The sequence below is a fragment of the Aurantimonas sp. A2-1-M11 genome, from assembly GCF_036549475.1.
GTDB lineage: Bacteria > Pseudomonadota > Alphaproteobacteria > Rhizobiales > Rhizobiaceae > Aurantimonas.
Genome location: NZ_JAZHLI010000002.1, coordinates 1 through 14,822, shown reverse-complemented (window position 1 = coordinate 14,822; position 14,822 = coordinate 1). Strand labels below are relative to the sequence as shown.

At 57.5% G+C, this 14,822-nt stretch carries 7 protein-coding genes; 6 read left to right on the top strand and 1 reads right to left on the bottom strand.

Annotated elements, in window-relative coordinates:
- Positions 1 to 490 precede the first annotated feature (490 nt).
- Genes VQ042_RS00985 through brxL form a run of 6 tightly spaced genes read left to right on the top strand, consistent with a single transcriptional unit; the run spans position 491 to position 13,510 of the window.
- A complete protein-coding gene (locus tag VQ042_RS00985; RefSeq protein ID WP_331814560.1) occupies positions 491 to 1,120 on the top strand; it encodes a DUF1819 family protein in 630 nt (209 codons plus the stop codon).
- The gene (locus VQ042_RS00980; RefSeq protein WP_331814559.1) at positions 1,117 to 1,704 is read left to right on the top strand and encodes a DUF1788 domain-containing protein; all 588 of its coding nucleotides are present in this window, start codon (positions 1,117 to 1,119) and stop codon (positions 1,702 to 1,704) included. The genes VQ042_RS00985 and VQ042_RS00980 overlap by 4 nt, the downstream gene beginning before the upstream one ends.
- The gene (brxC, locus tag VQ042_RS00975; RefSeq protein ID WP_331814557.1) at positions 1,704 to 5,318 is read left to right on the top strand and encodes a BREX system P-loop protein BrxC; all 3,615 of its coding nucleotides are present in this window, start codon (positions 1,704 to 1,706) and stop codon (positions 5,316 to 5,318) included. The genes VQ042_RS00980 and brxC overlap by 1 nt, the downstream gene beginning before the upstream one ends.
- Before the next feature lie 20 nt (positions 5,319 to 5,338).
- Positions 5,339 to 8,899 carry a BREX-1 system adenine-specific DNA-methyltransferase PglX gene (pglX, locus tag VQ042_RS00970; protein ID WP_331814555.1) on the top strand — a complete coding sequence of 1,187 codons (3,561 nt, stop codon included), beginning with the start codon at positions 5,339 to 5,341 and terminating at the stop codon, positions 8,897 to 8,899.
- Positions 8,899 to 11,490, top strand: a complete 2,592-nt coding sequence (gene pglZ, locus VQ042_RS00965; protein WP_331814553.1) for a BREX-1 system phosphatase PglZ type A — start codon at positions 8,899 to 8,901, stop codon at positions 11,488 to 11,490. Before pglX ends, pglZ begins: the two co-directional genes overlap by 1 nt.
- Entirely contained in the window at positions 11,450 to 13,510 is a 2,061-nt protein-coding gene (gene brxL / locus VQ042_RS00960) for a protease Lon-related BREX system protein BrxL (protein WP_331814551.1), read from the top strand. Before pglZ ends, brxL begins: the two co-directional genes overlap by 41 nt.
- Positions 13,511 to 14,402: 892 nt before the next feature.
- On the opposite strand, the gene VQ042_RS00955 is transcribed toward brxL, so the two are convergent.
- Positions 14,403 to 14,669: a hypothetical protein gene (locus VQ042_RS00955; RefSeq protein ID WP_331814549.1), complete on the bottom strand. Its 267-nt coding sequence runs from the start codon at positions 14,667 to 14,669 to the stop codon at positions 14,403 to 14,405.
- Between the last annotated feature and the right edge of the window lie 153 nt (positions 14,670 to 14,822).

Sequence of the window (14,822 nt, the reverse complement as noted above, 5' to 3'; positions counted from 1 at the left end):
CCGGGAACATATGCGGAACGCTTTGGAGTTCGCAAGTCCCTCGCCTATCGTGATCGGGCGCTACCGGGCGGAATGAGACGGCAAGGTAAACGCTTCTTTGAGAGCATCCGATGTTTCGCAGCATCAGCGATTCCGGGGGTTGTGTCCTAAGACGCGCAGCTCCCAGCGATTGTTAAGCATACCTTGGAATAGATTGGTGTGACGCGTAAACAGGGGTCTTTGTCGGTGGTGTCAGGCGGCGAATCATGCATGATTTCAAGATCGCTAGATATCCAGATTAGCGGAAACGTGGCGATGGCGGAAAATCGGGGTGGGGCAAAAGGTCGAGTGGACGGGCGGGAGAGCATACTTCTCTACCTCGACCCAGATCTGAAACTGGCTCTCAAAAAGGCCGCTCTCGATCGACGGTGTCACGTCTACGAGATCGTCGAGGAATTGGTTCGGGAACATTTGCAGATGCCGAAAAGCCAGGACGTTCCAGGAAGTACGAATGCATAACCGACCGATATGGATCGACGATTCCGTGGAAGCGCCTCTCTATAAAGCTGACATCGCGGGCGGCGCTCTGATGCTGCCAGAAAGCCGGCGTGTCGCTCGCCTGCTGATCGATGGTGTCGGCAAGGAAGAGTGGCGTCGGAAAATCGAGCAGGAGAACATCCTGCAGAAGCGATCCCCCTCGACCGCGATCCGGCAGGCTAATCTCATCCGCAGTCGTCTGCAGTCGACGAACTCAGAGCTTTGGCAGCTCATCGCTGAGGGTCCGTCAACCGTTGCGATGCAGGCTCTGTTTGCGGCCGCGATTGAGCACAGCCCGCTTCTGGCTGATTTCCTTCCCGTGGTCCGCGCCCGCTTCCGCGTTCTCCATTTCGATCTCCCTCGTCGGGTCTGGATCGACTATGTCGAGCGCTGCCACGACGTCGATCCACGGATGCCGCAGTGGGAGATCTCCACGATCGACAAGCTTGGCGACTCCGCCTTCCGTATCCTTCACGAAGTTGGTTTCCTGACAGGCGGCCGGCGCAACCTTCTCCGGCCCGTCGGCATCGATCCGTCAATCATTAAGAATTTGAAGACCTGGCATCACGACCGCGCCCTAGAGCGGATTCGGGTGTCCGCATGAGCAATCTCGAGCGGCGCCTTGCGGCAATACAAGCCAAGATCACGTCCAAGGAATTCCTTACGGGGCGCCAGCTCGGCGGCGACATCCCCTACTGGATATTCGACTATCCGCCAGAAGAGGAACTGCGCGTCCGCGATCACGTCAACCACATGCTCCGACGACTGAACAGTGACGCGTCCCCGGTCAGGGCCTGTCACGTCGACCTCCTTGATCTCGTCAGGACAATGCTTGAGGGACGGCGTCTTCTCGACAAGGCGATCGAGATGCAGCGGAAAAAGGGGGACGCGACCGTGTTGAACGCACTCGCCGCTGAACTGGGTCCCGAGCCGGTGGCCGATGCGTTTGTCAGATCCGTATCGATTGAGACCTGCAGCTTCGTGCTTGTGACTGGTATCGGCGCCTCCTATCCGCTGGTGCGGACGCACGGTCTCATGAATACGCTCCATTCGCGGACCGGCCATGTGCCGATCGTCTTCTTCTACCCCGGTCGCTACGACGGTCAGTATCTCCGTCTTTTCGATTCTATGCCGGAGAGCGCCTACTACCGCGCCTTTCGGCTGGTGAGTGATTCCGAAGGGTCATAATGACGTCCATGAACATTGCCGATCTTTTCGTCCGCCCGATCGACCGCCAGATCAACGGCGTCATCAAAGCCGATCAGGATGACGCCAAGAGCGTTTGGCAGGAACTCGACGAGTACGTCATCACGCAGGAACTCGATCGCTACATGCGCGAGTTCCTGTCCGCCTACCTCGCTCCGGAAACCCTGAGTCGGAGCGGCGACGCAGCGTGCCGGAACGGTGTATGGGTGTCCGGCTTCTTCGGGTCGGGAAAGTCACATTTCATCAAGATCATCTCCTACCTCCTCGAGAACCGGTCGGTGGAGCAGGATGGGGTTTCGAAGACCGCACTCGATTTCTTCAAGACGAAGATCGTCGACCCGATGTTCGCGGCCGATGTCGAGAAGGCGACCCGCATTCCAACGGATGTCGTACTCTTCAACGTCGACAGCAAGGCGTCGTCGAACGACGAGCGTGCGATCCTCCAGGTCTTCATTCGGGTGTTCAACGAGAAGCTCGGCTACTGCGCCGACTTTCCGTACATCGCCGACATGGAACGCTTCCTGGAGCGAAAGGGGAAGTACGAGGCGTTCAAGGCCGCCTTCGAAGAGGAGGCCGGATCTCCGTGGATCCAGGAGCGTAGCGCCGTCCGGTTCCACGAAGATGCGCTGATAGGCGCGATCTCGGAAGTTCTAGGGAAGCCTCGCACCGAAGCCGGCGAATGGCTCGACAAATACGAGAAAGATTTCCAGCCGACCCCGGAGAATTTTGCGCACTGGGTCGCGGAGTATCTGGACCGCCAAGGCCCCGACCACCGCATCGTCTTTCTGGCCGACGAAATCGGCGCCTTCATCGGCAAGAACGGCAAGATGATGCTGAACCTGCAGACCATCACCGAGAACCTGGGAACGGTTTGCAAGGGCGGTGCTTGGGTCGTGGTCACGTCGCAGGCCAACATCGAAGCGATCCTCGGTGAGATGCGGAGCGCCGTCGAGGACGACTTCTCGAAGATTCAGGGACGGTTCAAGGCTCGCCTCTCACTGTCGGGCTCTCACGCGGACGAGGTCATCCAGCGCCGTCTTCTCGGCAAGACCGAGCCGGCAAGGGACGAATTGAAGGAAAATTTCGGGACGAACGGGGAGATCCTTCGCCACCAGGTCATGTTCCGCGATAACCGAATGACGCTTCGGTCCTTCGATGGAGAGGACGATTTCGTCCGTCACTACCCTTTCATTCCTTACCAGTTTCAGCTCGTCCAGAAGATCTTCGATGCCAGCCGCACCCACGGCATGACTGGCGCACATCTTGCCAAGGGCGAGCGCTCGATGCTGGACGCCTTCCAGACGGCTGCCGTTCACAGCGCATCCAAGCCCGTCGGTGCGCTTATCCCCCTCCACTATTTCTATCCGGCAATCGAGAGCTTCCTCGAGGACATCGTCCGGCGCGCCATCAACGGTGTGCTCTCGAACCCGTCGCTCGAACTATTCGATGCCGAGGTTCTGAAAACGCTATTCCTCATTCGGTATGTCGACGAGGTGAGCGGCAACGTCGACAATCTCGTCACCCTGTTCCTCGACAGGATCGATGCGGATCGCGTGGCTCTCCGAAAGGCAATAGAAGGCAGCCTTCGCCGACTCGAATCGGAGACGCTTGTCAGTCGGAACGGCGAAAATTTCTTCTTCTTGACCGATGAGGAGCGAGATATCGGCAAGGAGATCAAGGCAATCCGGCTGGCGCCTGGCGAAGAAACTAAACTGCTCGGGGATCTCGTTTATGACGAGACGCTTCGGTGCGTTGATCGCGGAATCTTCACTTACAGGGTGATCAAGAGCGACCTCGACGTGGTCCGTTTCATTGACAATGCCCCCCGGTCTGCTCCGAAGGACAAAGCAATCCCCCTGAAGGTCGTCAGTCCACTCGCGGACGATTACGCCGAGTTCAACGACGCGACCATCACGATGCGCAGTCATGACGAGGTTCTCGTTGTCCTCGACAACGAGAAGGGTCTGGCACGAGACGTCTATGACTACCTGAAGGTCGAGAAATACGCCATCCAAAAAGCGGACGGAACGCAATCGGAGTCCGTTACTCGGATCGTCCGCGCAAGGCAGCAGGAGAACATAGACCGGCGAAAGCGCCTGCATCAAACCATCGACGCGCTGATGAAGGATGCAAAGGTCTATGTGAACGGCCGTCGCATTGAACCCAAAGCCTCGACCGCCGACGCCATCGTCACCGATGCTCTCGACTATTATATCGCCAACACTTTCAAGAAAATCGGCCTTCTCAAACACCTGTCAGATGATCCAATCCGCGACGCGAAAGTCCTGCTGACAACAGCGGACGATACGCTCGACCTCAAGCTAGAGGATCCGAACAAGGCAGCTCTTGCGGAGGTTCTCGATCACGTCGGTCTTCTCGAGAAACAGAGCAAGCAGGCGATCCTGTTCGACATTGCGGAGCACTTTAACAAGAGACCCTACGGCTGGGGGCAGCGCGAAACAGTGCTCCTGGTCGTCAAGCTGTTCCGGCAGGGATCCGTCGATCTTCTCACCAACAGCGAGCGGCTCGACCGAATGCAGTTGTCGTCGGAGGTCGACGGCGCCAACAAATGGCGGAAGCTTGTTATTCTGCGGCGGAAAATGCTGGACGAGGCAACCCTTCATGCGGCCCGGCAGCTTGCCAAGGAGATCTTCGGCCGCATGCCGGCTGACGGCGAGGATCAGATCGCGGGTGACATTCGCCTGAACCTGACCGCCTGGCAGGACAATCTGAAAACCTGGGCGGCGCTCGCTGCCGATGCGGCGTATCCGGGCAAGTCGGCAATCGCGACCATTCAGGGAATCATTGCGCCGATTCTCCAGAAGCGCGGCAGTTACGAACTGATCGAAGCGTTTGTCGCTGCCAAAAGCGATCTGAACGGCATCTTCGAGGATTACGAGGACGTCTCGGACTTCCATGCGTCTCAGCGGCCGGCGTGGGAGGCGATGCGTCAGGCAATCGGTGACTTCGTCGTCAATGAGAAGGAGATCGAAAGGGACGAGACTGCGGCAAAGGCCTTCGCCTCGATACGAGACATCCTCGCGCTCGAAGCGCCCTACTCTCGAATTCGGGAGGGAGCCGCACTGATCGCCACTGTATCCGAGGCTAACCGCGTCGCCCTGGAGAGGCGCCGCGGACATGCCTTTGGGATCATCGACCCGTTGATCGAAAGTATCATGGTCGAACTCGACCAGGTTCAGGCAGCGCCCGATCTTCGAAATAGCGCGCTCTATGAGATCCAGTCGATCAGGAAGCGGGTTGAAAATAGTCCGAGCATCTCGGCTATCTTCATGGCGCAAACCGAGGCTCGAGACGCCTATGACGAAGCCTTCGAGAAGATCTCTCGCGCAGTGGCTGTGATCAAGGAGCAGATCAAGCCTCGGGAAAAGGTGCGTGTAGACGTCCCCCGGGACGGACCTGTCGCTCCCATGCCGCCACCTGTGGTTTTCAAACAGAAACGGGTCGTGCAGCCGGCGCAACTCGCGAAGGCGGGTGACTACATCGAAAGCCGAGAGCAGGTCGATGAATTCCTGAATCTGCTTCGGAAAGTGCTGACGGACGCTGTGTCTAAGAACGAACGCGTCGAAATCCGCTGAGCGAGAATGAGAACAAGAGTATGAGCGTCGATCTCTCCCGCCTCAAGGCCTATGCACCCCAAGCCCGCAAGGACTTTCGGAAATCCGTGACGGAGCGTGCCGCCCGCATCGGCATCACCGCGGGCGGCATCGTCGAGGCCCAGCGCCAGGGTGACGTCGTCATCGTCGGAGGCACAGCCTACGACAAGACCTTTGGAAAGCAGCGAGAAGCGCTCGTATCGAAAGTGAAGAAGGATGGTTTCGACCAAGTGATCGAGGAGATCGCCTACACCTGGTTCAATCGCTTGATCGCGCTACGATTCCTAGAACTGAATGAATACCTCGGTCATGGATTCCAGATCGTAGGGCCCGGCAAGACCAGTGGTACGCTGCCCGAAGCGCTATTGAATGCCGAGCATCTCAATCTGCCACGACTTCCTGAAGATCGCGTCCGCGAGATAAAAATCGCTGGCGACTACGAAGAAAAGCTATATCGGTCGATCCTCATCGCTCAGTGCAACGCACTTAGCGACACTATGGGGTTCATGTTCGAGAAGATCGGCGATGCGACCGAGCTTCTCCTGCCCGACAATCTGCTGGCGACGGATGGGATCATCCGCAAACTCGTCATGAACTCAGATGCTAAATCTTGGCGGGACGTCGAGATTATCGGCTGGCTGTACCAGTTCTACATCGCCGAAAAGAAGGACGACGTATTCAGGGCGCTAAAAAAGAAGGTGAAGATTTCGGCGGCGAACATCCCGGCAGCGACGCAGCTCTTCACGCCGCACTGGATTGTTAAATACTTGGTCGAGAACTCTCTTGGCCGACTATGGCTCCAGAACAATCCGTCTTCGAAGCTCGCAGATAAGATGGACTACTACATCGCGCCGAAGGAATCGGAGGCCGACTTCCTTCGGATCGGTTCGCCCGAGGAAATCAAGATATGCGACCCGGCCTGCGGCTCCGGCCACATGCTGATCTATGCATTTGATCTTCTCTACTCCATCTACGAAGAGGCGGGTTATAGGGCTCGCGACATTCCGTCCTGCATCCTCGATAAAAACCTTCAGGGTATCGAGATCGATGATCGAGCGGGGGCGCTTGCCGCCTTCTCCCTAGCGATGAAGGCCCGAGCGCAGGATGGCCGCTTCTTCACGCGCTCAGTCAAGCCGCGGATTTTTGTCCTGGAAGACGTCGTCTTTACCGAGGCTGAGATGCAGGACGTGACCGCCGTGGTAGGCAAGGACCTGTTCACGGACGAACTGCGCGAGACGCTGGGCCAGTTCCAGCAGGCTAAGAACTTCGGATCGCTGATCGTGCCGAAGCTGCGCGACCCGGCAGAAACGCTGCGGGTCGTGGAAGCGCGGATTGCGAAGGGCGCCGACCTGATGCTGAAGCCGGTGCTCGATAGGGCCGCGACCGCCCTGCGGATGGCAGAGGCCCTATCGTCGAAGTATCACGTAGTGGTGGCCAACCCGCCGTATATGGGCCGGGGCAGCATGAACACCGCCCTGATGAATTGGACGGAATCAAACTATCAGCTTTCGAAGACAGACTTGTTTGCAATGTTCATGTCTCGGTCCGTTACAATGAACACCCCAAAGGGTTTCATGGCGATGATCAACATGCAGTCGTGGATGTTCCTCTCATCCTTTGAAAAGCTTCGCAGCTGGATACTCGGTGAAGCCCACCTTGTGTCTATGGCTCATTTTGGGGAGCGCGCATTCGACACAATTGGCGGCGCGGTGGTTTCCACGACCGCCTTCGTGCTTGAAAAGACCCGCAATACGAATAAACCCGGTTGCTTCGTCCGTCTAATTGAAGGGCGGAATGAATTTAATAAGAGACAATGTCTTTTGCGCGCAGCGCAAGATCGAAAAAGCTCGGTGTTTTGGGCAACTACAGATGATTTCGAGAGGATACCAGGGGCACCTATTGCGTACTGGATATCTCAAACTATTGCGGACGCCTTTTTGGAAGAAAAGCTGAAATCCGTCGGAAATACGCGGCGGGGACTACAAACAGGCGGAAAAGAAAAATTTATCCGGCAGTGGCCGGAAGTCACTCGTAGAAAGACGGACTGGAACAGCCGCTGCCGAGAAGACGCACTTGTTAGCGCCGCGAAGTGGTTTCGGTTCAACAACGGCGGTGATTTTCGCAAGTGGGCTGGAGGTATGGATCTTGTCGTCAACTGGCTCAGTGACGGCCAGGATATCAAATCTTCCGGCAAGGCTATTATCCCCAGTGAAGAGTTATATTTTCGAGAAGCGGTATGCTGGGGACGGATATCAAGTGGTCCAGAGGCTTACCGCTTGCACAGTGGTGGGATTATCCCTGGGGACTTATCTCCTTGCTACTATTCTGATCACCTGTATTTTTCACTGGCCTATTTCAACTCTCCGGTGGCCCGCGCGTTTAAGAATGTTGTGAATCCAACCATAACTAACACGGTCGGCGACCTTGCGAAGATCCCTTCGCCTTATCGTGCAATGCATCGGCGAGCCGAAATTGAAGGCCGTGCCCGAACACTTGTTGCAAGACATCAATCCGACTGGGACGCATACGAAACCTCCTGGGATTTCGCCTCGCTTCCACTGCTCTCGTCAGACATTCGCGGCCAAACGCTGGAGGACAGCTATTTGCGTCTCCGAGACTATTGGCAGGGCGTGACAAAGGACATGCAGCGGCTGGAGGAAGATAACAACCGCATTTTCATCGACGCCTATTGCCTGCAAGATGAGTTGATGTCTGAGGTGCCGCTCAGCGAGATCACTCTCACCTCCAACCCCGCATATCGCTACAGCATGAAGGGGACGGAAGATGAGCGAAGGGAATTCCAGCAACGCGATACGATGTGCGAACTCGTCTCCTATGCGGTCGGGTGCATGATGGGCCGATATTCACTCGTTCAACCAGGGCTGATTTACGCTGATGAAGGAAACATTGGCTTCGACGGAGCAAGGTATGGTGATTTCCCTGCCGACGACGACGGCATTATTCCGATCACCAACGTAGAGTGGTTTTCCAATGATGCGACAGCACGCTTCATTGAATTTCTCCGTCAGACGTTCGGAGAAGACAAGCTCGGGGAAAACCTCGAGTTTCTTGCTAACTCGATCGAGCCGAAACGTAAAATCTCGGCGCCAGACACGATACGGAAATACTTTTCCCGATCCTTCTTCAAGGACCATCTGAAGACGTACAAGAGCCGGCCGATCTACTGGCTGTTCTCCTCTGGCAAGGAGCGGGCCCTTGAATGCCTTGTATACCTCCACCGGTACGATGAAAACACGCTGGGCCGGATGCGAGCTGAATATGTCATCCCCCTGCAGACTAAAATGCAGAACCGGATACAAACCATCGAAGGGGAGATCCTCCGAGGTGATCTCTCCAGCGCACTCCTGAAAGCGCGGACCAAGGAATTGGCTGGTCTTGAAACAAAAAAAACGGAGCTTGATCGGTTCGAGGCGAACCTTAGACACATGGCGGAAGAACGCATCTCGCTCGATCTCGATGACGGCGTGAAGGTCAACTACGGTAAATTTGGCGACCTTCTCGCCGAGACGAACACCGTCTGCGGCTCGAAGGATGAGGGGTGATGGACACCGATCGCATCCAGGTTGCGCTGAGCCGCTTCCTCTCCGAACATAAGGTGGTTTTCTGGTCGGATCCCGAGAAGGAGTTCGGAGACGTGCTCCCGACACTCGATTTCAGTGGTGCGACCGTGATCAGGGTCGCTGGATCTCCGGCGCTGGAAACAAAGCTGGCGATCGCGGCCCGTGGGTCCGAAGATCGGTTCCTGATCTATGAGGACCAGCCCCGCCCGGTTCCTGCCGAGGACTGGCTGCTCGATATCCGCCTTTATGCCAAGAGCTTCGCCGCGGATCGGTCGACCCATATCCTGGAGGACCTCGGACTGCATATGCCAGCTCTGCGCGATCATATTGCCCAGCGGAGCAAGTTCTTTGCCAGTCGAGACCGGTTGGCTCGGTTCAAGCGGCTTGTGACCGCGAAGGACAATGAGGTCGAGATCGACCGAAAAATAATGGCCACTCTCCTGAAGTTGGAGAATGCGGATTTTTTCGGCATCCTGGTCGCAATCTTTGATGCCTTTCCTGACAAGTCCGATATCTCCAGTCCCCCGGAGGTATTTGCGGAGTTCGCGAAATACGATGTTGAGGCGTCGTTCTGGGAGCAGGTCCGGGCCATGTTCGGTTACGACGATCCCCGACCAACACTCGGGAATCTTCTTCTTCGTCTGCTCGTCACCGATTTCACGCGCAAGCTTAACGGGAAGTCACCCAAGGCACTTGAACATCTGAAGCTGCGCGGCACAGGCGCTTCGAACACCGCTGTCTGCTTGGCTCGATGGCAGGATAGCCATTCGCGGCATTTGAGCTTTGATCGGCTTTCGGATGCAGTCGCCAAGGCGATCAAGCTGAAAGATCACATCGTCTCGGTCGATCCCGAGTATCTGGAGGACACGCGAACTTTCTCCCTGGTCGAACGGCGACTGGTGTCTGGCCTCCGCGATCGGATCATCGACACGGATACGGCGGTCGACGTCGATGAAGTCGTATCCCTTTGCCGCCGCCGAAAGGATGGCTATTGGGCCAACGAGGCCTTGGGAGGCACGGCTCTGCGGAAGGCCTATGCGCGAACCTATGACGCGCTGGAGTACGCCGCCCGTCTTTTCAGTCTCCGAGGCGCCTACGCTTCAGGATTCTCGTTTTCGACCGCAGAGGATTTCTGGGAAGCCTACCAGACGGATCTGTACCGGTTCGATCAGCTATATCGGCATTTCTGCGAGGCGGCTGACCGGGTCGAGAACCAGGGATGGGACATCCTGAAGACGCTCCGGCAGAAGGTCGAAGACGTCTATGGGAATGGGTATGTGTCGCCACTGGCCATCGCCTGGAGCCCGTTCGCCAGCGAGATGATCGGTTCCAAATGGGAAGTGCCGGGCGTTCCGAGCATGTCGCGTTTCTATGAGCGGAACATCGCTCCGATCGTTCGCGATGATGACCGACGCGCCATCGTCCTGATAAGCGATGCATTCCGCTTCGAGGCGGCCAAGGAGCTTGCCGACCAGATCAACGGACGCGACCGGATGGAAGCGAAGCTCACGACCCAGCTCGGCGTTCTCCCGTCATTCACCGCGCTCGGTATGGCGTCTCTGCTGCCCCACAAGGATCTCGGGTTCCTGGGTGGGACTGTGATGGTCGACGGGAAGTCCTCCAGCGGGATGAAGAACCGGGGCGAAATTCTGGCGAAGCACGCCGGCGGGGTGATCGGCGCGGACGAACTTCGTGCCATGTCGGTCGATGAAGGACGCCGGTTCCTGAAATCTCACAAGGTCGTCTATGTCTACCACAACCATATTGATAAGACCGCCGATGGAGCCGACGAAGAGAAGGCCTTTGACGCGGTTCGCCGGACCATCGATGACATCGCCTCGTTGGCAATTCGCATCCTGGGCAGTCTGAACGGGACAAATCTCTTCGTTACCGCCGACCATGGCTTTCTCTATCAGGAAAGCCCCCCAACCAGCGTCGACAAGAACGTGGTTGAGGACAAGCCGGACGGCGTCGTCCTGGCAAAAAAGCGCTATTATGTCGGGACGAAGCTCGGTTCGCATCCCGGGGCATGGGCTGCGCCGCTGTCCCGCACGTCAAACGTTCGGGATGAGACAGAGTTCTGGGTTCCGAAGGGCACTTCCCGTTTCCACTTCATGGGCGGAGCACGGTTCCTCCATGGTGGCGCGATGCTTCAGGAGATCTGCGTCCCTGTCATGCGGATCGGGTATACGAAAGACCGCGATGCAAACGACGTGAAGGCGCGACCTGTCAAGATCGCGGCGCTCGGGACAAACCTCCGTATCACCACACCGCGGCGCAGTTTTGACCTCATGCAGACTGAACCCATCTCCGACCGCGTCCGTCCCATAACGGTGACCGTAGCGATCGCTGGTCCAGATGGTCCCGTTTCGGACATTCAGCGAGTGACGTTTGATAGCCGGACCTCATCGATGTCGGAGGACTGGAAGCAGACCGTTCGGCTCAGCCTGTCGGGTTTGGCCTTCGATAAATCACAGCAGTATCGCCTCGTCGTTCGGAATGCCGAAACCAAGGTTGAGGAGTTGAGTCAGGATGTCGTTATCGATCTCGCCATTGCCCGCGACTTCGACTGAGGTCGACGATCTCGTCGTTCGTCATTTCGGCGGCAAGGTGGTCCGGAAAGACCTGACCAAGCTTCTGAAGGAAGGCGCAAACGTTCCTGTCTATGTCCTGGAGTACCTCCTGGGCATGTATTGCGCATCGGACGACGACGCCACAATCCGCGATGGCCTGGAGAGCGTGAAGCGCATCCTTTCCGAAAACTATGTCCGGCCGGACGAGGCCGAGAAGATCAAATCGACGATCAAGGAGCGGGGAAGCTTCAAGGTCATCGACAAGGTGACCGTCCGGTTGAACGAGAAGCGGGACCGCTATGAGGCGCTCCTGTCGAACCTTGGAGTGAAGGATGCCTTCATCGCGAGCAGCGACGTCCGCAGGTTCGAGAAGCTTCTTTCCGGAGGCATATGGTGCATCGTCACGATGCATTACCTCTACGAGGAGGGTTCAAAAGCTTCGCCATTCTCGATTTCGGACCTCAAGCCGATTCAGATGCCGAACATGGACATGCCGGAGCTTCTCTCAGGGCGGTCCAATTTCACAGAGGAGCAGTGGCTCGACGTCCTTCTTCGATCGACGGGCATGGAGCCGTCGAACTTCGAGAACCGGGTGAAATGGCACCTTCTTGCCCGGCTAATCCCGTTCGTCGAGAATAACTACAATTGCTGCGAACTGGGCCCCCGTGGCACCGGGAAAAGCCACGTCTACAAGGAATGCAGTCCGAACAGCATCCTGGTGTCGGGCGGCCAGACCACGGTCGCGAATCTCTTCTACAACATGGCCAGCCGTGTCGTGGGGCTCGTCGGCATGTGGGACGTCGTCGCATTCGACGAGGTTGCCGGCATCAGCTTCAAGGACAAGGACGGCGTCCAGATCATGAAGGACTTCATGGCGTCGGGCAGCTTTGTTCGCGGGCGTGAATCGGTCGCCGGTTCGGCATCCATGGTCTTTGTCGGCAACATCAACCAGCCCGTCGATACGCTGGTGAAGACCAGCCACCTCCTGGCGCCGTTCCCGGAGGCGATGATCGATTCCGCGTTTTTCGATAGGTTCCACGCCTATATCCCCGGTTGGGAAATTCCGAAGATGCGCCCGGAATTCTTCACCAACCGGTTCGGCCTCATCACCGACTACCTGGCCGAGTTCATGAGGGAGATGCGGAAGAGAAACTTCTCCGACGCGATCGACCGCTATTTCAAGCTCGGCAACAATCTGAATCAGCGCGACACGATCGCGGTCCGTCGGACGGTCTCGGGGCTCTTGAAGCTTCTCCATCCCAGCGCCGACTACGACAAGGAAGCTGTCCGCCGATGCCTCGAATATGCCCTCGAAGCCCGCCGGCGGGTGAAGGAGCAGCTGAAGAAGATCGGCGGCATGGAATTCTATGACGTCCACTTCTCCTATCTCGATAACGAGACGCTGCAGGAGACCTTCGTGAGCGTGCCCGAACAAGGCGGCGGAAAGCTGATCCCGGAAAGCCAGATGAACCCCGGGACGCTTCATACGATCGCCGCTGGAGCCAAGTCCGGCCACCGCAGCCTGTACCGTCTCGAGGTTCAGACGACCGTCGGCAGTGGGAAGTTCACCGTGTCGGGGCTCGGGTCGAATCAGAAGGCCAAGGAGGCGCTCGGGATTGCCTTCGATTTCTTCAAGGCCAACGCGAGCCGCATAAGCGCCAGCAGTCGTCCGAGTGACCACGATGTGCATGTCCACACCGTAGAGCTGCACAACGCTGGTGCCCCGACGGCTATCACCCTGGCTGGCTTCGTGGCTCTCTGCTCTGGCATCCTGAAGAAGCCGGTGCAGGGTCAGATGGTGGTCCTGGGAGACATGAGCCTCGGCGGTAGCGTGGTGCCAGTGCAGGATCTCGCCGAATCGCTCCAGATGGCTTTCGACAGCGGCGCGAAGAAAATTCTGATTCCCATGGCCAGCGCGGCGGACATACCGACGATCCCGGCGGAACTGTTCACCAAGTTCCAAACGTCGTTCTATTCGGATCCCGTGGATGCCGCTTTCAAAGCGTTGGGACTGAACTGAGCGAGAATATAAGCGGGACCGGCTCAGCTTGAACGAAGTTTGACCCGAGCCAGTCGGCTCACTGCATCCCGAAAAGCCGAAGGAGCTTGCGGGAGAGTTGTTTCAAACGCCCCTGGACGGGCGGTGCTTCCTCGATAGATCCCGAAACTGCCGGGGCTTGGCGATCTTCGATCTCGGCCTGATGCATCAACTCGGGCCTTGCAGGGCAGGCCGGCGATGCTTCCGGCAATGTGGGCTGAGCCTCTGTCGCTTCATCCCGGAAGGAATGGATCCCTGGGTTTGTAGGAAAGGGAGGGCGCGGACCGCAAGAGGATACATCTCCACCCGCTTTTGCGACCCTCAGGCGATTGTCCCAATATTCCGCAATGGCGTGATCTCTTTCTTCCTGAGCGATTCGCCTGGCCTTCTCTTCCTGCAACCGCGTCGATAAGGCCGTATCAATCGGTCGTGTCGGGTTCTCGAGACGATGCGCCTCAGGTATTGGCGTCCAGCTTCTGTGGGTATGGACTGCTCGAAAACCGCGACCATCCGCCGTTTCCTCCGAGAGTTTAGGTCCACTGTCCTCGTCGTATTGCACCACAGTTCGATTCCCCGCTTTCGCTGAGCGCCCGCTCACTTGGATGCTGATTCGCAACCTCACCGAATATAGGTTGGACGCGACCTGAATCCCGCACTCAACCGATCGGGAAACGAACCACATAAATGGGGGTGATAATCATCTTGGCAGCCACCTTACGTGGAGGCCAGTCAGCTCACGAAGCGCAGGCATCTCTTCTTCACGCCAGTGCTGGATCGTCTCCGGATTCTTCATCGTTGCTGGGTGCGGCACCGACATGGTGATGTCCGCAATGATGTCGGGAGGGTTTCGAGGTCGAAAAAAGCTTGTCGTCGATCATCGTCCACGCCCTACATTGCAGTCGAAAATCCTGTCAATCGCTGGGCCTTCGCCGCGCCTGATGCGCTCTTGGTGCGCGGCAATCTCGCGTTCCAGTGCCTCGGGGATCGCCGCCCCGGCCGGCAGCCGCCGCTCCATAGCGGCGACGGCATCACGATATGCGTCGGTGACAGACATGCCGATCATAAGAGAGCCCCGACCTGCCCTGTAGCCGGCGTCTTGAATCGGATCGCTTCGATCGAGAGAGTAGAGAAAGCTCTTCATGCTGCGATCTCCCGGTCAGCCGAGATCTCGCGCCAGTGGGGGTCGTGGTCGAGTAGCTCGGCTATTCGGCTTCGCCCTCACAGATCCGGGCATGCGGCTTTCCCGCACCCGGCTCTTCCCGGAAGTTACCCGCATGGTACCCTTCGTGGCGTC

Excerpts from the sequence above, each read along its gene's own strand:
- VQ042_RS00985 (WP_331814560.1), top strand. The coding sequence starts at position 491 with ATGCATAACCGACCGATATGGATCGACGATTCCGTGGAAGCGCCTCTC.
- VQ042_RS00980 (WP_331814559.1), top strand. The coding sequence starts at position 1,117 with ATGAGCAATCTCGAGCGGCGCCTTGCGGCAATACAAGCCAAGATCACG.
- brxC (WP_331814557.1), top strand. The coding sequence starts at position 1,704 with ATGACGTCCATGAACATTGCCGATCTTTTCGTCCGCCCGATCGACCGC.
- pglX (WP_331814555.1), top strand. The coding sequence starts at position 5,339 with ATGAGCGTCGATCTCTCCCGCCTCAAGGCCTATGCACCCCAAGCCCGC.
- pglZ (WP_331814553.1), top strand. The coding sequence starts at position 8,899 with ATGGACACCGATCGCATCCAGGTTGCGCTGAGCCGCTTCCTCTCCGAA.
- brxL (WP_331814551.1), top strand. The coding sequence starts at position 11,450 with ATGTCGTTATCGATCTCGCCATTGCCCGCGACTTCGACTGAGGTCGAC.
- VQ042_RS00955 (WP_331814549.1), bottom strand. The coding sequence starts at position 14,669 with ATGAAGAGCTTTCTCTACTCTCTCGATCGAAGCGATCCGATTCAAGAC.